The 20,285-nt window shown below is 48.2% G+C and carries 19 protein-coding genes; 9 read left to right on the top strand and 10 right to left on the bottom strand.

What is annotated here, in order from left to right; translation table 11 throughout:
- Positions 1 to 25 precede the first annotated feature (25 nt).
- The 4 genes from MKY22_RS01810 (at position 26) to MKY22_RS01795 (ending at position 4,543) form a co-directional block, all read left to right on the top strand.
- Positions 26 to 601: a class I SAM-dependent methyltransferase gene (locus MKY22_RS01810; protein WP_058265508.1), complete on the top strand. Its 576-nt coding sequence runs from the start codon at positions 26 to 28 to the stop codon at positions 599 to 601.
- Positions 579 to 1,268, top strand: coding sequence for a response regulator transcription factor (locus tag MKY22_RS01805; RefSeq protein WP_058265507.1), 690 nt, complete (start codon positions 579 to 581; stop codon positions 1,266 to 1,268). The genes MKY22_RS01810 and MKY22_RS01805 overlap by 23 nt, the downstream gene beginning before the upstream one ends.
- Positions 1,265 to 2,614, top strand: coding sequence for a sensor histidine kinase (locus tag MKY22_RS01800; RefSeq protein ID WP_058265506.1), 1,350 nt, complete (start codon positions 1,265 to 1,267; stop codon positions 2,612 to 2,614). The genes MKY22_RS01805 and MKY22_RS01800 overlap by 4 nt, the downstream gene beginning before the upstream one ends.
- 135 nt (positions 2,615 to 2,749) lie before the next feature.
- On the top strand, positions 2,750 to 4,543 hold the full coding sequence (locus tag MKY22_RS01795; RefSeq protein ID WP_058265505.1) for an acyltransferase family protein: 1,794 nt from the start codon (positions 2,750 to 2,752) through the stop codon (positions 4,541 to 4,543).
- A gap of 50 nt (positions 4,544 to 4,593) precedes the next feature.
- Here MKY22_RS01795 and MKY22_RS01790 read toward each other — a convergent pair whose 3' ends face one another.
- From MKY22_RS01790 to MKY22_RS01780, 3 genes are all read right to left on the bottom strand, one after another.
- Positions 4,594 to 5,646 (bottom strand): copper resistance D family protein, encoded by a 1,053-nt coding sequence (locus tag MKY22_RS01790; protein WP_082318498.1) that lies wholly within the window; start codon positions 5,644 to 5,646, stop codon positions 4,594 to 4,596.
- The gene (locus MKY22_RS01785; RefSeq protein WP_023466847.1) at positions 5,580 to 6,107 is read right to left on the bottom strand and encodes a copper resistance CopC family protein; all 528 of its coding nucleotides are present in this window, start codon (positions 6,105 to 6,107) and stop codon (positions 5,580 to 5,582) included. The genes MKY22_RS01790 and MKY22_RS01785 overlap by 67 nt, the downstream gene beginning before the upstream one ends.
- 63 nt (positions 6,108 to 6,170) lie before the next feature.
- A complete protein-coding gene (locus MKY22_RS01780) occupies positions 6,171 to 7,541 on the bottom strand; it encodes a hypothetical protein (protein WP_023466846.1) in 1,371 nt (456 codons plus the stop codon).
- 245 nt (positions 7,542 to 7,786) lie between these two features.
- Here MKY22_RS01780 and MKY22_RS01775 point away from each other — a divergent pair, with 245 nt between their 5' ends.
- Positions 7,787 to 8,806, top strand: a complete 1,020-nt coding sequence (locus MKY22_RS01775) for a hypothetical protein (RefSeq protein ID WP_075642745.1) — start codon at positions 7,787 to 7,789, stop codon at positions 8,804 to 8,806.
- Between the two features lie 66 nt (positions 8,807 to 8,872).
- Here MKY22_RS01775 and MKY22_RS01770 read toward each other — a convergent pair whose 3' ends face one another.
- The 3 genes from MKY22_RS01770 to MKY22_RS01760 all read right to left on the bottom strand — a co-directional run bounded on the left by MKY22_RS01770 (position 8,873) and on the right by MKY22_RS01760 (position 11,567).
- Positions 8,873 to 9,358 carry a FixH family protein gene (locus MKY22_RS01770; RefSeq protein ID WP_075642746.1) on the bottom strand — a complete coding sequence of 162 codons (486 nt, stop codon included), beginning with the start codon at positions 9,356 to 9,358 and terminating at the stop codon, positions 8,873 to 8,875.
- A complete protein-coding gene (locus MKY22_RS01765; protein ID WP_214748411.1) occupies positions 9,351 to 10,718 on the bottom strand; it encodes a PepSY-associated TM helix domain-containing protein in 1,368 nt (455 codons plus the stop codon). The genes MKY22_RS01770 and MKY22_RS01765 overlap by 8 nt, the downstream gene beginning before the upstream one ends.
- Positions 10,719 to 10,994: 276 nt before the next feature.
- On the bottom strand, positions 10,995 to 11,567 hold the full coding sequence (locus tag MKY22_RS01760) for a DedA family protein (protein WP_251055828.1): 573 nt from the start codon (positions 11,565 to 11,567) through the stop codon (positions 10,995 to 10,997).
- 281 nt (positions 11,568 to 11,848) lie between these two features.
- On the opposite strand from MKY22_RS01760, the gene MKY22_RS01755 reads away from it, so the two are divergent.
- Together MKY22_RS01755 and MKY22_RS01750 are read left to right on the top strand one after the other, a co-directional pair.
- On the top strand, positions 11,849 to 12,634 hold the full coding sequence (locus MKY22_RS01755) for an NUDIX domain-containing protein (RefSeq protein ID WP_023466838.1): 786 nt from the start codon (positions 11,849 to 11,851) through the stop codon (positions 12,632 to 12,634).
- A 169-nt stretch (positions 12,635 to 12,803) separates the two neighbouring features.
- Positions 12,804 to 14,387, top strand: a complete 1,584-nt coding sequence (locus tag MKY22_RS01750; RefSeq protein ID WP_341085783.1) for an IS1182 family transposase — start codon at positions 12,804 to 12,806, stop codon at positions 14,385 to 14,387.
- A gap of 100 nt (positions 14,388 to 14,487) precedes the next feature.
- On the opposite strand, the gene MKY22_RS01745 is transcribed toward MKY22_RS01750, so the two are convergent.
- Positions 14,488 to 15,336, bottom strand: coding sequence for a VOC family protein (locus MKY22_RS01745; protein WP_214748408.1), 849 nt, complete (start codon positions 15,334 to 15,336; stop codon positions 14,488 to 14,490).
- 121 nt (positions 15,337 to 15,457) lie between these two features.
- Here MKY22_RS01745 and MKY22_RS01740 point away from each other — a divergent pair, with 121 nt between their 5' ends.
- Positions 15,458 to 15,808, top strand: a complete 351-nt coding sequence (locus MKY22_RS01740; RefSeq protein WP_290780109.1) for a winged helix-turn-helix transcriptional regulator — start codon at positions 15,458 to 15,460, stop codon at positions 15,806 to 15,808.
- 103 nt (positions 15,809 to 15,911) lie between these two features.
- Complete coding sequence (locus MKY22_RS01735) at positions 15,912 to 16,694, top strand: nucleotidyltransferase domain-containing protein (protein ID WP_341086112.1); 783 nt, start codon at positions 15,912 to 15,914, stop codon at positions 16,692 to 16,694.
- A gap of 258 nt (positions 16,695 to 16,952) precedes the next feature.
- On the opposite strand, the gene MKY22_RS01730 is transcribed toward MKY22_RS01735, so the two are convergent.
- The 3 genes from MKY22_RS01730 to MKY22_RS01720 all read right to left on the bottom strand — a co-directional run bounded on the left by MKY22_RS01730 (position 16,953) and on the right by MKY22_RS01720 (position 20,222).
- On the bottom strand, positions 16,953 to 17,537 hold the full coding sequence (locus MKY22_RS01730; RefSeq protein ID WP_341086111.1) for a DUF4352 domain-containing protein: 585 nt from the start codon (positions 17,535 to 17,537) through the stop codon (positions 16,953 to 16,955).
- A 168-nt stretch (positions 17,538 to 17,705) separates the two neighbouring features.
- Positions 17,706 to 18,641, bottom strand: coding sequence for an NADP-dependent oxidoreductase (locus MKY22_RS01725; RefSeq protein ID WP_341086108.1), 936 nt, complete (start codon positions 18,639 to 18,641; stop codon positions 17,706 to 17,708).
- Between the two features lie 111 nt (positions 18,642 to 18,752).
- Complete coding sequence (locus tag MKY22_RS01720) at positions 18,753 to 20,222, bottom strand: methyl-accepting chemotaxis protein (protein ID WP_341086107.1); 1,470 nt, start codon at positions 20,220 to 20,222, stop codon at positions 18,753 to 18,755.
- Positions 20,223 to 20,285: the final 63 nt, after the last annotated feature.

Raw genomic sequence — 20,285 nt, 5'->3', positions numbered from 1 at the left:
ATACTCAACGGAAAGTAGGGTTTTCATGTTTGATTTCTTAAAAGAAGCACTTCACGCACCACTCCGTGTCGGAGCCATCGCACCGAGCAGTCCACGTCTGGCTGAAATGATGGCACGACGCGCCGTCGCCGATCGTCCACGCCAAATTCTTGAAGTCGGAGCGGGTGACGGAGCGATCACCAAAGCTTTACTGGCCGCTCGTTCACCGGAGACACATCTCTTGATTTGTGAACGGAGCGAAACGTTCCGCCCGGCACTCGAACAATTACTGGCTCAGGAAACGAATGTCACTCTCTTCATTGGTGACGTTCAAGGATTATCCGATTCATGGAGCGGACAGATCGACGTCATCGTCAGTGGTCTCCCGTTCGCGTCATTCCCGGCAGCGTTGCGGCATGACTTATTAGCACAATTTCAAACGTTACTACGACCAGGCGGTCACTTCATCGCCTTTCAATACACCCGGTTCCAGTTCAAGATGTTCCGGGACTATTTCCAAGAACACAGTTATTCGCACACGCTCTACAATCTGCCCCCGGCTTATGTTTTCGAGGGGGTACAACAGGAGGAATCTACACATGCCCACGCTCTTGATCGTTGACGATGAAGCAGACATCCGTCAATTGCTTCGACTGTATTTAACCAATGAAGGGTACAAGATCCTCGAAGCCGAAAATGGTGAGGAAGCGTTAGCGACTCTTGCAACGCGTCCAGTTGATGCGATGTTACTCGACGTGATGATGCCCGTTCGCGATGGCTTCTCGACCGTTCAAGCTGCGCGCGCTGCCGGTCACACGTTACCCGTCTTGATGCTGACAGCGAAACGCGAAGACATGGATAAAATTCAAGGTTTGACCTTCGGGGCGGACGATTACATCGGTAAACCGTTCAATCCGCTTGAAGTCGTCGCCCGCGTCAAGGCGCTGTTACGCCGCGTCAGTCAGTATCATGTCCCGACTACTGCTTCAGCGATTCAGGTCGGTCCGTTCACACTCAAAGAAGACGAACGCGTCATCTTTAAATACGATGTACCGCTCGCCCTGACACGCCGTGAATTTGATTGCCTGGCGCTCTTTTTGAGTCACCCCCGTCGTGTCTTCTCGGCTGAAGACCTGTATGAACGGGTTTGGCAGGAGGAAGCACTTGGTTCCGCGTCGAACGCTGTCATGGTCCTGATCCATAAGCTCCGCGACAAGATTGAGGATGTCCCGAAAGAACCGCGCCACCTCCAGACGGTCTGGGGCGTTGGTTATAAGGTTGAGCCATGAGACGGATCAAACTAACTGTTTGGATGCTTGTCTTGTTGCTGCTCGCTGCATTTTTGAGTACGGCACTTGCCTGGTTGCTGGCGAGTCAATTGCCGCTTGGTGGAAAAACGGTTCCCCGTTACTACTACACGACGGAAGAAGACACGGTGAGCGCTGTTAAAGAGGACATTATACGTTATCAAAATGGACAAATACCGACCGGGCCCTATGAGTGGGCAGTATACGATGCCAATGGTCGTCTGGTCAGCGCTTCCGACAAGTATCCAAAAGACTTAACACCGAGCCGACTGCTTGCTGAGCAAACACCAACCGAGCGGGAGCCATCAGACACAGGAAAGGTTAGGACATTGCACCATATCGAAGCGATCAATCTTGGAACCCGTGAGCCTGGCTATTTTTTGACTGTTCAGTCCGATAAACCAACACTCAATGAATATCAAGTCGGTAATTCGAACGCCTTCTTCATCTTACAAGTCGTCTTGTTCATCGTCTTTTTACTGCTTTTAACACGTTGGATCGCTGGTTTGTTCCGCGAACTCGAGCGACGGCTTGAGCGGTTGACGGTCGAACCAGCGCCAACGGAACCGTTACCTCCCGTCAAAGGACCGAAGGAATTCAAGTTGTTCGCCCAATCGATCGAACGAATCGAACAGGAACTCCGCACCTTACGCGTACGCGACCAGGAGCGGTTCGTCGAGCAGTTGCGATTGATCACGAGTCTGTCGCACGACCTACGGACTCCGTTGACCTCAATCCAAGGCTTCATCCAGTGGCTAACCGAAAAACACGAGACGTTATCCGCGACGGAACGGACGGAGCTTCTAGCGATTGTCACCCGACAGTCAGAAACGCTCGCTTCCCGGATCGACGAATTGTTCACGCTCGCTAAATTATCGAACACCGATTATCCAGTCGAACGGACATCGCTTGATCTCGTCACACTGACGGAACAAGTCCTGGAACTGTTTCCTGGCACTTCTTCTACTGTCAATGGTCCTGCACACGCGACTCTCTTCGCCGATCCGATGCTCTTACGACGCTTGCTTGAGAATTTGATTCGCAATGCGACGCTTCACGGGACCGGTGATCTTCGGATTACCATCAACGACGACGCAGAAGGTATCCAGCTGATCTGTTCAAATGCGATTGAATCGACTTATACGCTAGAGGAACTAAACGAATGGCTAACACCGTTCGGGACGTCCGATGCTTCCCGCTCGTCTGGTGGCTCCGGCATCGGTCTGTCGATTGTTCAGCAAATCATGGCGCGTCATGCGGGGAACGTCGCGTTGACTTCACAAGACAACCGCTTCATCGTGACCTGTCGTTTTCCACATATTTCATAAGCCTGCATCCGATGTGCGCATCGGGTGCTTTTTTGGTCAGGTTGTTACTTCTTAGACACTTCTTTGAAATTGGAATTCGATACACTAAAGACTGTTAGAAATTAGTTGTCGTTTTAAAGGAGTTGTTCGTGTCTTATGAAATCCTCGTCTCGTTCGATTACATATATGCCAGGGCTTGATGGCTTACGTGCCTTCGCTGTTCTATCTGTCATTCTCTACCATCTGTCGGTTTCATTCTTCTCCGGTGGTTTCCTCGGTGTTGATCTCTTTTTCGTCCTATCCGGTTATCTGATTACCGGTCTCTTGTTACGCGAGTGGCAGACGACCGGACGCCTCGATTTGAAACGATTTTGGATTCATCGCTTCCGTCGCCTGTTCCCGGCCCTATTCGTCATGCTGTTACTCGTTCTCGGGTACGTAACCATCTTTGAACGCGAACTGTTGCATACGGTTCGCCAAGATAGTGCCTTTGCGCTCATTTACGGGACGAACTGGTGGTATATCTTCCATGACGTCTCCTATTTCGAGTCGTTCGGTAAGCCATCACCGATTCAAAACCTTTGGTCACTCGCAATCGAGGAGCAGTTCTACCTGCTATTCCCGATCTTACTTTGGTTCGGAATGAAAAATCGTCGCTTGTTCCTGCAATTGATGGGCGTTGCGATCGGTGCATCCGTGCTTGCGATGGCGATTCAGTTCACACCTGGTGAAGATCCAAGTCGTGTCTACTATGGCACGGATACTCGGTTATTCGCCCTATTGATTGGGAGTCTACTCGCTTTCGCGTGGCAACCAACCCGCTTTAAGCTCGATATCCCAAAACGTGGTGTCCGGTTACTGAATCAAATAGGTGCCGTTACTTTGCCACTCTTGCTTATATTGATGATTGTCACAAGTGAGTTCGGAAGCTTCTTATACCGGGGTGGTTTTTTCCTTGTCGCCGTCCTTGCTGCACTAATGATTGCTACAATTGCTCATCCGGCGTCGATTTGGAGTCGATGGTTTGCGCATCCAGGCCTTGTTGCGATCGGTAAACGATCGTACGGTCTATATCTGTGGCATTTTCCCGTCATCACACTGATGACGCCAGTCGAGCAAATCGGCACGTTCTCATTACTTCGGACCGTATTGATCGTCGTCGTGCTTGTCGCCTTAACTGAAGCATCGTATCGCTTTATCGAACGTCCGATTCGTCAGCACGGACTATCCGGTTATTTAGAACGTCTGTCGTTACATCCGCGGCAGTTACGTCAGTTTTCGACGTTGCAGTGGACGAGTGTTGCCGTGTTGACGATTCTCATCGTCAGCTTCATCGGTAACTTATCGATTCTTGCTGTCTCCGATACGCCGAAGCCAGAACCTGCTTTCGAGAAGATAGCGGCGCCAAAAGAAAAACCGAAGCCGATCCTGAAACCGACGACACCAAAAGCAAAGCCCGATCAGCGAAAAATCTGTCGACCGACGCTTGCGATCGGGGACTCGGTCTTACTCGGTGTCGAAGATTATCTCGGCAGTACGCTCAAGCAATTGACGATTGATGCGAAACTCGGTCGTCAGCTGCGAGAAGCGATTCCGCTGAGTGAGCAGTATGCCGCGTATAATCGACATGGACGCCAAGTCATTCTCCACCTCGGAACGAACGGTAGCTTCCGAAAGGATCAGTTGAACAGTTTGCTCGATCAATTCGCAAATGCCGATCACGTCTATCTGGTCACTGCACGCGTCCCGCGTCCGTGGGAAGCAGAGGTCAATCAGATGTTACGCGAGGCATCGAAACGGAAGCGAGTCGAACTGATCGACTGGCATGCTGTTGCCGTCAAACATCCATCTTACTTCGAAGCAGATGGTGTCCATTTGAATATCAAGGGCGCACGTGCCTATTCGAAGATTCTTGCGAAAGCAACGAATTGCGCTGTTTCAACGAAATAAGACCACGTCAAACAAGGTAGCGGAACGATCCGCTACCTTGTTTTTTATACTCATCCTGTCGCTAGCAACCCAAGATAAATCAAACTGACGCTGAATAAACTCAGCAAGATACCCACTGCATGCCGACGATATCCTAGTAAAAGCAGTGGTAAGGTTGCAATCCCCATCATCAAAACCCATCCATTCCCCACTGGATCACCGGTCGGTAGTTGCCCTAGCGTCGGTTGTTCGAGACGGCTGAGTGAAGCACTCGCCATGAACAGCAATACTAAAATGATACTCTCCATCCGGAGTAACGGACGCGGATCGTACGTTGAGTCAAAACGCAACCGACGCCGAACAAGCGTGCCATTACAGAAAGCATAGAACAAAAGCGGTAACAATAAAAGGTGCTTCAGCAACAACGCTTGACCGTATGGCACGCCCCAGAGATTCGGATAACGTTCAAGCGGAATCGCCAGTTGCATCAGTAACAGCCCTGACAGGATGACACCCGTAAAGGCGATCCGGGCAAACGGACTGAACCAACTTAAAAAGGCAGACCAATGAACGGTCGAGCGAGCACCGATGGCTACCCAAAACACGACACCGATCCAAGCTGTCACACATAAGAAGTGACTAAACTGAAGCGTCCACCCGAGCGCACCGTATTTGGCCGCCGCGTGACTCGTTCCTGCGATGCCAATCCATAACGGGATCGTCAAGAGTGCGAGCAGGATGGATCGTCGCTTTTGCCATGTGAATACGATCAATAGGAGTAAAGCAGAGAAGTAAACGACAAGAAACATCCGACCGATATGCAACTCCAGTAATCCTGTTCGAAGAGCCTCTGTCATCGTTTGCGTCGAAAGTAGAAAACGAACGGCACCAAAGACCGGGATGCTCGTTCCAAGAACGAGCATCCCGAGTCCCGCTACCGCCCACGACGTACCGTCCATTAATAGCGGTTTTCGTTTCGTTGGGATGAAGCATAATACCAAATAGCCCATCCAAAGCGCTCCACCCATATAGACGAGTAGTTCTCCTAGAAACGCACTCATGTCGAACGACGACGTAACACGAGAAGGATGACGATACTGATTAACAGTCCCCCGACGATCCATGGGAGCAGTGTCGGAACGAGTCCTTTTGAAACAGGCTCTGCTTCAGGAACGACTGCTGCTTTTTTTTCCATCGGCTCAGCCTTTTCTACAGTGCTTGTTTCAGCTTTTGCCGCACCCAGTACCGTAAAACGGATCGTTCCTTTCACGGGATGACCATCATCTGAAATCGACGCCCACTTGATCGTGTATTTTCCTTCCGTTAAAGGCTCTGAGACGACAGCACTCAGTTCATTTCCGATGATAAGTGGTTTCGCAAGGGCTTGTTCAACTCCATTCGCGTCTACTACACGTAAGGTGCTCGTTTTTTCAACAGCCTCACTGAACGTCAAGCGGATCCGATCGACGGGTTCAGATAATGCCGATCCATCTGCCGGATTCGAGCTTTTTAAACTCGTGTGTGCTTCGACCGATATGGGCAACAGACAAATGAGGAACAGAAGGGCAAATCGGATGATGCGCATGTCGTTTACCTCCTTTCTGCTTGATGTGTACAAGAAAACCCGCTGTCACCAGCGGGTCGTCCTTTATTGTTGCGGGCGACGACGGAGTGCGAAGAATCCAAGGATCGATGCTGCTGCGATACCAAGCAGTGACCAGACGATACCTGTCGTCGATGCTTTTTCTTGCATACCACCGAGACCAGTGTTCGGCATTCCAGATGGTGCACCTTTGAATTTATCTGGGAACTGATCGACGATTGCTGTCGCAGTCCCTTCCCCTACACCGTACATATGCGCGTAAGCTTCACGAATCGCTGGGTACGTTTTGTCGTAATCTTTTTCATTATAGCTATTGAAAGCAAGCAAGAGTTGGTCAATGTGAACCTTTAATCCTTCTTCCAAATCTTTCGCTTTCAAACGTCCTTCTGTTGCTGCATCGAGGAATGCTGCCTGTTCAACACGGTACTCATCAAGTTCCTTCACAGCCATGTCGCGTGCTTGATCATCTTTCGCACCTGTTGCTTTGACATAGTCAACGAAGTAGCCGATGTGGCTCGACCAAATCTTCTTGAATTGTTGCGCTGCTTCACTACCATAAACAGAGCCAATCGAAGCTGTCAGGTCATCCGTATTTTGATTCAAGGCACCGGCCGCAGCGTCAAAGTCTTTTGCTCCGTCAATTCCTTTTTGCATCGCGAGCACTGCAAGCGCCGCGTGTTCAGAGAAGTTTCGGTTCAGTCCGGCACGAAGATCAGCTGCTGGTGTATCGACTTTCGTATTTTTGAATTTATCCGGGTACTGATCAACAATCGCACCAGATAATCCTTCTCCGACCATATACATATGCTCAATCGCTTTACGTAGATTGCTGTAAGCAGCATCATAATCACCCGCTACATAGCTATCAAACGATGTTAACAGTTGCGTGATATGGACTTTTAGTCCTGCTTCGAGATCCGCTGCCTTTAGACGTCCTTCCGTTGCTTTATCGAGGAACGCAGCCTGTTCGACACGATACTCATCAAGCTCTTTCAATGCTTTTTGTTTCGCGTCTTCGTCCTTGGCACCAGTTGCTTTGACGTAATCGACGAAGTAACCGATATGGCTCGCCCAGATTTCTTTGAAGGCAGCGCCTGCTTCTTCCCCGTAGACGGAACCAACAGCTGCCGCTAAATCATCCGTGTTTTGATTCAAGGCACCGGCTGCCTGCTCAAAATCTTCTTTACCATCAATTCCTTTTTGCATCGCAACGACTGCGAGATACGCGTGTTCAGATAGAATTTGATCGAGTGTCGCTCGTAAATCCGATGCTGGAGATGAGACATCGAGGGAGACTTTTCCTGAACTGTGAGACATCTTACTATGGTCCTCATGACCGTGAGCACTGACACCTGCTGCTGGAATCAACAATGCGGCACTAAGCGGAACAGCGAGATACGACTTTTTCATCTTCATCTTATGAACACCCCTTTGATTTTTTGGACTTCACATAGATAACGTAAGGAGTTCACGAATGGTTTTATCTTTTTACATTTTTTATTTAAAATATTTTTTCTGACGAAATAAACTTATGTAGCACTTTCATTATTTTTTAGTTTTTATTTACTCATTTCGCGAAATAGCCAACTTATTTTCTAATCATTTCATTAGAATCTTCTTATAACCTCATCTTTTATCTTTTATAGAACAGGAGTGGACTTATGAAACGGATTGTCATTGGCGCAGTACTTGCTTCGCTCGTCGTCTCGCAAGCAGTTGGACCTGTCGAAGCAAAAAGTAAAGCGAAGAAGAAACCTGTTGTGCAAGTCGATCGAGACAAAAATGGGATTCCAGATGCTTGGCAAAAACAATATCATTTGGGATATGGAAAACAAGTCGCAACAAAAGATCACGATCGCGACGGTTTGATGAATGTACAAGAGTATCAACTTCGTCTCAACCCAACTAAATCGGATTCGGATCGTGACGGGATCAAGGATGGGAAAGAGGATTCGGACCGCGACTCACTCACGAATCAACAAGAATACACAGCGCATCTAAATCCGTTGAAGAAGGATTCTGATCAAGATGGTATTTCTGATGATAAAGAAGACCAAGATCAGGATCGATTGACGACACGAGAAGAGTTCATCGTCGGTACGCAACCATTGAAAAAGGATTCAGACCGTGATGGCATCAAAGACAATGAAGAAGACCGGGACCGGGATACGCTTATCAACGAAGACGAATTTGAACTCGGTTCTGATCCAACAAAAGCAGATAGCGATCAGGACGGGACTCGAGATGATCAGGAAGATACGGATCAAGACGGCGTTCAAAATAATCAAGAACTCAAACGGATCATGATCAAAGTGACGGATACGAATAAGAAAAAGTTCGAGTGGCGTTACAGTAATGAACATCAACGGAAAGAATTGCGCTTTAAAGACGAGATTGGTATTACTGACGTTGCGACGTTAAAAGATCGTCTTCTCGTCACACCATCGATGACGGAAGAAGAATTATTAACGTTAGTCGCACAGGCGCTTCAATTACCAAACATCAAAACGTTACACGTCCAGATCAAGTTCTATAATGGACAGGAACTCGAATCAGAAGATGAGCACTCGGATGACGATGATTCTTCGGATGACTCAGAAGATGATGATCAAGATGATGATTCAGACGATCATGGAGACGATGACGGGGATGATCACGGAGATCATGGTGATGACGATTAATCGTCTATACGAAAAATGAGAGGACGGAATAGTATTCCGCCCTCTCATTTTTTATTTCATTATTCTTCAATGATGGTGACCGCTACTTCCGCCAGCTGGTTTTGCTCCACCTTGTAAGATTTTTAAATCTTCTTTCGATAACTCACCGACGATGAACTGCCGTGTTGGCATGATCATCGCACTTTCACTGCTTGCATGCGCTTTGACATAATACAAGCCGGATTTCGGTAGTACCTTCGCAATCGTATAGACACCTGGCTTTGTCTCTTCTGCCGGTTCCATACTATAGCGTACTGTTCCATCCGCTTTCCAGATTTCGAAATGTACATAATCGACTTTTTGAACCGGTTTAGCTTCACGCCAGACTGTTGCTTCAAACGTCTGCTTTTTCTTCGCATCCGGTTGTAAGTCCTTTGGGATATTCATTTTGATCGATAACGGCTTAGCTACGGCATACTGTTCTGCTGCATCGGAATCGACCGCACAGCCAGCAAGACTCGTCGTCGTGACGAGCAGTCCGCCGAGCATGAGTGTTTGTATCGATTTACGCATTGAAGAACCTCCTTACACTCGGAATACGACGGATGACGAGGAAATCGACCAGCCAGACGACGAGCAACGATAGACCGACGAGCGGGAAGACGATTCCCAGCACGACAAGCACAGCGAGGAATCCTTTCAACATGAATGCTTTCGGTCCTTTCGGCGCCCCCATCCCTTTACTTGGTTTTCGCTTCAGCCAAAGATAGAAACCACTGACTGCCACGAGAATGATTCCGAGACAAATCAACAGACTAATTAACTGATTGAACCAGCCGAATTCCGTTCCCTTGTGGAGTGTGATTCCGGTAGCGACGATCTTTCCGACGATACCATAGTTGTCATAACGATAGTCGGCGAGCACGGCACCGGAATATTGATCGAGATGGATCGTCGCTTCATTCTGTGCTTTCGCTGGATACGCAGACAGCGTATAGACACCGATCGGATCACTTGGAATGCTGATCTTAAAGCTTGGATCCATCCCTTGTTGTTTGCCGATTGCAACGATGTCATCGATCGAAGCCGGGACGGCTCCTTCGACTTTTGATTGCGGGACATCAAGTGTTTCGGCAGCCCACGGGACTTCCGCGATATCCTTCGTTTGAAGTGTTGACGTCGGTGCCTCCCCACCCCAGATGGACGGTGGATAACCAAGCCCTTGGTTCGTGACAAGGGACTGGAAGTTCGTTCCCCAGAAACCGGACCACGGTAAGCCAGTCAAGATCAGGAACAGCATCCCTGCTGTGATCCAGAATGCTGGAACAGCGTGGAGATCACGACGGAATAACTTCTTGCCTTGACGAAAACGCGGGAACAAGACGCCTGACAGTCCCTTTTGCTTACGCGGGAACCATAGGAACAGTCCCGTCACGATCAAGACGATCGCCCAACAGGCGACGAGTTCAACGATCCGGTCGCCAGTCGTTCCCGCCATCAGTTCTCCATGGATCTCTTCGATTTTATTCATGATCCGGTCATCGTCAGATAATGTTCCGATGATCTTACCAGAATACGGATTGACGAAGACCGTCGCCGACATGTCTGGTGACGAGACCTTCACTTCACTGGATCGATCGTCGGATTCACCCGGTCGGTACGACGTGACAAGTGCATCGGGATACTTCGCTTTGACGCGATCAATCTGTTCCGTCGCAGTGATGCGATCTGCTTGTGGTGTAACTTCATAATACGATTGATACAGGACGTTTTCGATTTGTGGCTTAAAAAGATAAATGGATCCTGTCACAGCAAGCATGACTAGGAACGGTGCAAAAATGATACCAGCATAAAAATGCCACCGCCAAATCGTCCGGTGAGCAGAAGAAGTCGGTGCTTTTTTGACCGTCTCTTCCGTCTGCATGAGATTCATATGTATCCTCCTCTGGCAATAAATATGTCCACTCTGTGAACATCTTCTAGTATAAGCGTTTACAATCCAATTTCAGCCACTTGCTTGTGACGATAAATTGCCAATACGGTGTGTAAATCACGTAGCTTTTAAGAAGTGAAAAACGTCTTTTTTTGACAATGATTTCACTTTTCTTGTAGATTACTTCTTATTTCAAAAAACTATCCTTATTCATAAAACCAAACTTCATCTAAAAAAGCGAATCCTAATCTGGATTCGCTTGCTCGTGTGATGTTTTTATATTGAAGAACTTTCCTCGACTGATTCCTTTTGACGCCGATGATATACGATACCTGTTACTACTAGACCGATTAAGATGACTACGATCGCACTGATGATTCCGGGATTCACCTGAAGCCAGTTCCACAATTCCGACCACGTGACAGCTTCTCCGATCCGGACGATCAAAAAAGTCCAGAGTCCTGTATACACGCCTGCTGCTAAGAATGTCATTACTAAATAACGCGGTAACGGATAACCAAGGAGTCCGGCGACATAATGAATCGGATGTCTGACGCCGGGTAAGAAGAACGATAGTCCAATCGCCCATAACCCGCGTCGTTCGATGATCGTTTCTGCTCGTTCTAAGAAACGTGACTTCATCCATCGTTTGACGAGCGGAATCTCGCGGAAGAACCGAGCAAGTAGATAAAACCACGTAAAGGCGATGAAGAAGACCGGCCAAGCGGTCAGCCAGATGACGACCGGGTACATTCCCTCTCGTAATCGAAGTGCTGCAAAACTCATCATCAAGACATCGTCCGACAATGGGGTGAACATGATTCCGCCAGCCAGGCGGACGAGTGCCATGATATCCATCACGTATCCCTTCTTTCTGTTTCTCTCTACTTTCAGTATCCCCGATTTTTCTGAAGTTGAGCCCTATCCATTTCTTAAGTTCTTCTTTAGTTATACTTTTCCGATCAAAAGAGATCATCATCGATGATTTAAAGTCACGTAGACCGTAGGACATGTATACGCAATCGTTCAATAAAAACTCCTTTTCCCACATCGAGAAAAAGGGTTTCATCCGTCCGTTCGAGAAGGGGTACAACGTACATCTGAACGCTCATCTGATAGGAGGAATTTCCATGTTACATCGCCGGAAGACCTATACGATTCGTCCCGAACGCCTAGAAGAATTCACTGAGTTTTTCCATACCTATTTGTACCCGCTCCAAGTCAGCCATGGTGCCCGTCTTGTTGGTCGCTGGGTGACCGAGGCAGAAGATGAAGTCATCGCCATTTGGGAATATCGCGACCGTGAACATTACGAACAAGTCGATCGTGATGTCCGCAACAGTGCTTTACGTCGCGAAGCGATGAAGAAGCGCGCGCGTCTCGGCAAAAACCTCTATATCAAATCCTATGAAGATTTCATGACAGCGACCGGTACGTATGCTCCCCCTCGCGCGATCGTCAGCGTGACCGCGTACATCACGAACGATGCCGGTGAAGTCCTGCTCGTCCGCAACCTCCACCGGGGTGATACGTATGAGATGCCGGGTGGACAAGTCGAAAATCACGAATCGATTCTTGACGCCATTAAACGGGAAGTCAAAGAAGAAACCGGTGTTGATGTCACAATCGATGGCATCACCGGTATCTATCAAAATGTCTCAAGTCACGTCCTGTGCGTTTGTTTCCGTGGGAAAGCCGTTGGTGGTGAACTCGCGACACAAGAAGGCGAAACGACGGATGTCGGCTTCTTCCCACTGACACGTGACTCGCTGAGTGAGTATATCAAACGGGAACACTTTCAGTTGCGGACGCTTGATGCAATGGATCCCCATTACTTCCCGCATGCCTTATATAAAGTCAGACCGTATGAACTGATCAGTCGGTACGACGGTAACGCAACGTCGTCTTCACGGTAAACCAAAAAGAGGCTGGGACATAACTCAGTTTCACAAACAAAAGGCCCTCGAAACGACTATACGTTTCGAGGGCCTTGTTCTATGAAAAAAAACCGATTCTGAATAAACAAATAAGGACAACCTCTGATAAAGTTAAAGTGATCAAACCATAACCATCGGAGGTGCCCTTATGTTTAAAGATTATAACATGAACCAGCTGGTTCTGCCCTTAGATTTAGAAGTTCGTCTTCAAGAAAATGATATTGCGTTCGCTGTCCACCATCTCGTCGAATCCATTCCAGACGATGTGTTCGAGCCTTTCATGCGCACGACAGGATGCCCGGCTTACCATCCACGCATGATGATGAAAATTATCTTATGTGCCTACACACAATCGGTCTTCTCCGGTCGGAAGATTGAAGGATTACTATCCGATAGTCTGCGGATGATGTGGCTAGCACAAGGGAATGCGCCGAGCTATCGTACCATCAACCGTTTTCGAGTGCATCCCGCAGTCACTCCGATATTGAAGCAAGCCTTCGTTACCTTCCGTTGCCATCTCGTCGAGATGGGAGAAATCAATGAAGAAGCCATCTTTATCGATGGTACAAAGTTAGAGGCGAATGCGAACCGATATACCTTTGTTTGGCGGAAATCGATTGAACGTCATAGTGCGTCTCTCGTGGACAAATCGAATCGTATCTATGACAACCTCGTCGAACAAGACATCCTACCGGAAATTGAACGAGAAAACCCGGACGAGCTTACTCTCTCAGAACTCGAACACATGGGTGAAGCTGTAGACGCACATATCGCTTCCATCAACCAAAAAATCGAGGCGAGTACGGACACCCAAGAAAGAAAACGTCTGCGTTCTGAACGGAAGGAACCACGTCTCCTTCGAAAGGAAATTACAGATTTCATCGAGCGGAAACAGAGATACGCCCTTCAAAAGAGGACGCTCGCTGGACGGAACAGCTATTCGAAAACGGACACGGACGCGACGTTCATGCGAATGAAAGAAGATCATATGCAAAATGGACAACTCAAACCAGGCTATAACGTTCAAATCGCGACCGAAGGACAATACACACTCGCTTATGATATTTATCCGAATCCGACGGATGCCCGGACGTTACTCCCCTTTTTAGATGAGGTCAGCTCATATTTACCACTACCACCGCATATCGTTGCGGATGCCGGCTATGGGAGTCAGGAGAATTATCAGGATATTCTGATGCGCCGTGGGCGCATTCCACTCATCCCTTACACGATGTTCGAAAAAGAAAAGTCGCGAAAATGGCGCAACGATCCCTTTAACACAGCGAACTGGTCTTACGATGAAACGGCGGATCGGTTTGTGTGCCCGAATGGACAGGACGTAACGTTCCGTTACATGTCCAAGAGAACAGATCGTTACGGATTCACGCGTGATTTCAAGGTGTATGAAAGTGAAGGGTGTGATGGCTGCCCGTTCCGCTCCCGTTGTACAAAGGCCGAAGAAGGGCGTCACCGACAGGTACACATAAACACTTCATGGGAAGAACAAAAAGAACAGATGAAAAAATGGCTTTCAGATCAAAAAACAGGATCCCTCTATGCGAAACGGAAGATAGACGTGGAACCAGTTTTTGGATATCTGAAGGCTAATTTGAGTTTCACTCGCTTTTCTGTGCGAGGAAAAGCGAAGGTGAAGCGTGAGCTCGGCTTCATCCTCATGGCCGTAAATTTGAGGAAATGGCTCATCCAAAGCGTTGCCCGAAGGGCAGCTTGACGAGAGACAATGAAAAAAGAAGGAATTGCACATCCTCAGTGATGGCAATTCCTTCTTTTCGTTAAATTCAGCTAGTTATGTCCCAGCCTCTTTTTTTCGGTTACGTTGTCAATCGAGCGGTAATTCCGGCATCATCGGTGACATAGACATCGCCTGCTTGATCCGTAACGGTATAAGCGGAAGACTTCAACGCCTCGATCGCTGCTTGGAGCGTCGCTTGATCCGGATAACGTAGTGTCCAGTAGACGAGTCCGACCGCATCTTCCGGATTCGTTGGTGCGTTGACACCAGACCAGACGTTCAGACCGATGTGATGGTGATAGCCACCGGCAGCAACGAACAATGCACGCATCCGCGAAGCGTCAGCGGCAACTTCAAAGCCGAGCGTCTCGACATAAAATGACCGTGCTGCTTCGAGTGTCTTGACGTGGAAATGGACATGTCCCATGACCGTATCGCTCGGCATGCCATACCAGTCTTCTTCTCCCGCTTCGACGAGCATACTTTGCCAATCGACGGGATCCGTCGTCATCTTGACATCACCATTAGCTTCATACGTCCACGTCTCACGTGGACGATCGGCATAAATCTCGATCCCGTTCCCATCTGGATCCGATAGGTAAAAGGCTTCACTGACGAGATGGTCGCCTTGACCAATCTCGATCCCTTGTGCAATCAGATTTCGGATGACGAAACCAAGTTCTTTTCGGTTCGGTAGCAAAATCGCAAAATGATATAACCCGGCGACCGAGTTTGGTGGAAAACGGCGGGCATTCGGATAGACTTCAAGTTCAACGAGTGGTGTATCTTGTGCACCAAGTACCGTCAACTGATCCGTTTGTGTCAGCACGCGTAATCCGAGTGACGTTGTATAAAATGAAATCGAACGGTCGAGGTCCGTAATACGCAAGCGAACAGGACCGAGTGTGATTTGTGGATGAATCGACATGTTGTTTCCTCCTTCAATGAAATAGCTCGTATCCCTATTATTACGCGGAAGTGATGGAAGCGGAAGTAGGCACGAATAAGTGGTATAGTATCCTAAACGATACCATGAAGGAGGAAGACCGATGGAAGAGACACCAAGCTGTCGAGTCGAGACCGCACTCGAAATCTTGACCGGAAAATGGAAACCGTCGATTTTACTCGTCTTGATCACACACGGAACGCTCCGCTTCAGTGAATTGAAACGACAATTGCCGAACATTACGCAAAAGATGCTGACGGCTCAACTGCGTGAACTTGAACTGAACGATATCGTCCATCGCGAGATTTATCAGGAAGTTCCACCCCGCGTCGAGTACTCGCTGACGGATTATGGTCGGACACTGATTCCGGTTCTTGACGCCATCAATGCATGGGGCGAACAACACGTCATCCATCTCGAAAATAAAGACAAACTTACGTCTGCTTCACAATGAGAAGTCCATTCCGATGCGGTTTCTCATTTTTTATGGAATAAACTGTCTATTATCACGTATACTGACGTAATAGACTTCTGTTTTTGGAAAGGAATGAGTTCCTATGCATCAACTTAATGCGATCGAGCAATTGGTTGCTCGACTCAAACAAGATCCTGCAGTCGAAGCCATCTTCTTGAAAGGATCCTTCGGGCGGGGAGAAGAAGATGTTCATTCAGACATCGATTTGTACTGTCTCGTCTCAGAAGAACGTCAAACAAAATTCTTATCGCGTCGTTTGTCCCATCTTTCTACTTATCGTTCAATCATCTGGAAAGATGAGATCGACATCATCGCACCACAAATGATCGTCGTCTATGATGATCTCCTACATATCGATTTATTCACGGTGACACTTGATTCGCTAAACCATAAGGATCAATTACGTGTCCTGTACGATCCAAAACAGCAATTGACGGACTTTACGGATACTTGCGACTTGACGCTTTCCGCACAAGAAGCGACCGATGAAGCAATCGATGCTGTCTGGTTCTTGTTCCAATACAAAAAAGCAGCAGCACGGGGAAATGACTTATGGGCAGTCGAGATGCTCCGAAGCGCCTTGATCAAGTTCGCGAAAGTCTTGCTCCATCATCATGCTCCTGAACGAGCGCAACTCGGATTAAAGACGATTCCGACGACATTACCAGACCATCCACGCCTTGCTCTTGAAGCAATCTACGACGTCCTGACACCCGCAACGCACGCTGAAGCGGCTCAACGTTATCTAGCGTGTCTAGAGACTGAACGGAACGTACTCGACCAGACACTTGCCGCTCATCCGGAGACGCTCGCTTTACTCGATCGATTAACGCCTGAACTCTCGATCCAACAATCAGGACGGTAACAAGAAGGGGCTGACTCAAAAATCAGTTTCCACAAAGATAAGGGTGGCAGAATGATGAACTGCCACCCTTATCTCGTAACAAAAAGAATGACGCGTTTCACGCCACTCCTACAGGAAAAGCGCATTTATGCGCTGTCAGAGACAAACAAGACCCGCTTTCCTACTTAATGAAGCAGGAAAACTGGCTTGTGTCTCGCCTGAGGAAAGGGCGTGAAAAGACGCGTCATTCTTTTATTGAGTCTCTTCTATGGTCACTCATTACTGTGTCAATTGAATCTCTTTTGATTGTCCACCTGCCCAGCCAAAGCCAGACGAGACTTCAAGCATTGGATTTTTGACCTGTTTCGGTAATTCAAAGACGATATTGCCGGTTTTTTCGATGTTCGGATTGATCGTCTCTAAGAAGAAGCCCATCCCGTCTTCATTTGCATAGAGATCAAGTTCCGTATCGGCTGAGTATTCCGTATCGCCGACATTGACTTTAAACATATTGCTGTCGACGAACCGTTCTTCCTTGTCTCCATTTAGAATCATCAACCCGATGACTAAGAATTGTCCTGACGTTTTCTTTTCGCCGAGGACGTTCGACAACGAATCGACCATCTTGACGTCATTGACGACATACGTCAGTTTCCCGACCTTTACCTGATCCTTGATGCCATAGGTTTTCTTGACCGGCTTCGCCGCTGCTTTTGCTTTCACGGGTTTTGCTTCTGATTTGACTGCTTCTTGTTCGACCTCTACTTTTTTCTCCGGTGCTCCTTGTTCTTCGTCATCTCCTAGATTCCCGAGAATGACTGCTCCAATCACGATAATTCCTGCCCACTTCAATCCTTTTTTCATGTTACTTCCTCCTTTTAATGTGGCTGACTCACGTCTGATAGCCCTAGTATAGGAAGATGCAACCCCTTATCCTTTACACTTTTTTAACCAGGTCTTTTTTTGTTTCAGGTTAGAAAAATAGATTGACAACACAAAAAAAGAGCGCTGAATTCAGCGCTCTCTTGCTCCTTATTCTCCTTTGACCCGGATGACGATTTTTCCTTTTGCGTGCCCTTCTTCGCCATAATCATGTGCTTCCTTGATTTGATCCAGATCAAAAATCCGATCAACGACAGGTTGTAGCTCGCCACGCTCGACCGCTTTAGCGATATGCCGCAAACGTTCACCGGTCGGTTGCATGAAGACATATGCAGATCGTGCATTATGTTGCTTCGCTTGCTCTTCATCCGATGGTGTAGAAATCGAGACGAGCATGCCGTTCGGCTTCAGCATCTGATACAGTTCCCCTTGCTTGTCGCCTCCCATTGTATCGAATACAAAATCGACGTCGCGAACACGATCCGCCGGATTTTCCTGTTTGTAGTCGATGACTTCGTCGGCTCCAAGTGCTTTTACCCAGTCAACGTTTTTCGTACTTGTTGACGTAATAACGTACAAACCATTCGCTTTCGCGAGTTGAATCGCGACGGTTCCGACACCCCCTGATCCGGCACCAATGAAGATCCGGTCACCCGGCTTCGCATCCATCACTTCGAACATGACCTGCCATGCTGTATGCGAGACGAGTGGAAGAGACGCTGCTTCTGCGAAACTGAGCGATTCTGGTTTTTTCACAACTAAATGCGCATCGACTGCAACATACTCCGCATACGTTCCTTGACGAGCGATTTCCGGACGGCTGAAGACGGCGTCCCCGACTTGAAGATCGGAGACGTTCGCTCCGACTTCCTGAATCACGCCAGCAACGTCCCAACCGATGACGAGCGGCATTTCGTAGCTCAACATCTGACGCAAGTAGCCTTCGCGTAATTTCCAATCGACCGGGTTCACACTCGCGGCATAGACTTCGATTAAGACATCATCCGGTCCGATGACTGGCTTTTCCAGTTCTCCAACCTTGAATTGTTCCGATCCACCATACTGTTCAATGTAAGCTGCCTTCATCCGTTGACTCCTCCTTCAATATTCGTTCCCTATCTTCTTCCCCGTCCGTTCCACCGACAAACAGTCTGAAGATGCACAACAGCTCCCCATCGATCGATGAGGAGCTGTTTCTTAGCCATTCGTTTGCTGAAGGGTTGATGCCGTCTCGTTCAAGGCATGAATCGCCTGTTGCAGTTCCATGACCTGACCGACTTGGTGACGTGTCAGACCGGATAACGACTCACTTTGTGCGAGCAAGGCGTTCATGAACGTGTCGAGTTGACCGGCTGCTGTCGTGATAGCAACAAGACTGTTCGTCATCGTCGCGAACTGGGTCTGCGCCGACTTGATCGAACCAACGACTTCCGTTGCATCTGTTTCGATCGTTTGCAACGCTAACTGGCTCTCTGCCATGCGTTCTTCCTGCTCACGTAACAGTGTCGTACTGGCATGAATCGAGTTACCGGTTTGTGTGACGTCTTGATCGACACGTTCGATAATCGCATTGATTTCTTTTGACGCTTCTGCCGTCTGCGCTGACAGGTTGCGAATTTCTTGCGCGACGACCGTGAAGCCTTTTCCGAACTCACCAGCGCGGGCTGCTTCGATCGACGCGTTAAGACTGAGCAAGTTTGTCTGAGCCGCAATTGCATTAATGCTCGACGTAATCGCGACGATTTCTTGGAAACGTCCAGCGAGCTGTCCGAACGACGTGACCGACTCATCCATGCTCGTCGTCAATTGTTGCAAGGATTGTCCAGCTAGACCAATCGTCTGTCTACTTCGTTCCGCTGTCGTCCGTGAGGAGGAGCTTCGCTCGAGGGCACGGTCGACTGAAACCGTCACATCCTCCATCCGGTTGACTTGTTGTTCGTTCAATTGACGGATTTCACGAATCGCTTGGACGCTGCCTGCTGCTTCACTTGCCAACTGTTGCATCGCTAGATCGACTTGACTGAACGAATCCTTCGCCGCGTCGACCGTTTCACTCATTTCTTCTGTGAACGTCGTTACTTCCGTTGCGGTTGCTGCCGTTTGCTCCAGGGCGATTTGCGACGTTGCCGCGTATGCTTCCGACCGTTCTTGTTCTTGACGAACTGCCTGCATGACGTTTCGTCCAAAAACGGCAACGAAGACAGCCGCTGAGAAGATCATCAAATAGATGACATACGCGACGATCAAGTCGAATGTTTTCGTAAAGACAATCGTTCCGTTGGCTGTGAATAACGCCATTTCAAGTAGTCCGAAAATCCCAGCCAGAACGACGAGACGCGGAATCAAATAGACGATTGAAATCGTCAAATAAAGGTAAGCAATCGTCCAGATGATTGGGGACGGTAATGTCATCAAAACTAAGGCGAGGACGAGATACGTTAATGTCACTTGAACATATTTCCCACTCGGACGATGTCCGAGTAGCCGGTTGCCGACCAGCAACGCGACCGCCAAGATCAGACCACCGACTAAAAACTGATAGAACACACTGATTGGAACGTAATTCATTTGGGCAAATACGAAAATCAACGGATGCGCAATTGTAATCAACGTTGCAATCAGACGGGATAAAATCTTTGTACTTTGTTGCTCGAGGGCAGATATCATCTTGTTCAAACTCCTTCATCATAGTAAAGTCATATAATTGTTTATCGGCAGAATGAATTCAAT

The organism is Exiguobacterium sp. FSL W8-0210 (assembly GCF_038006045.1).
Classification (GTDB): domain Bacteria; phylum Bacillota; class Bacilli; order Exiguobacteriales; family Exiguobacteriaceae; genus Exiguobacterium_A.
The sequence above is the reverse complement of the archived record's forward strand: the minus strand, read 5'-3'. Positions and strand labels throughout refer to the sequence as shown.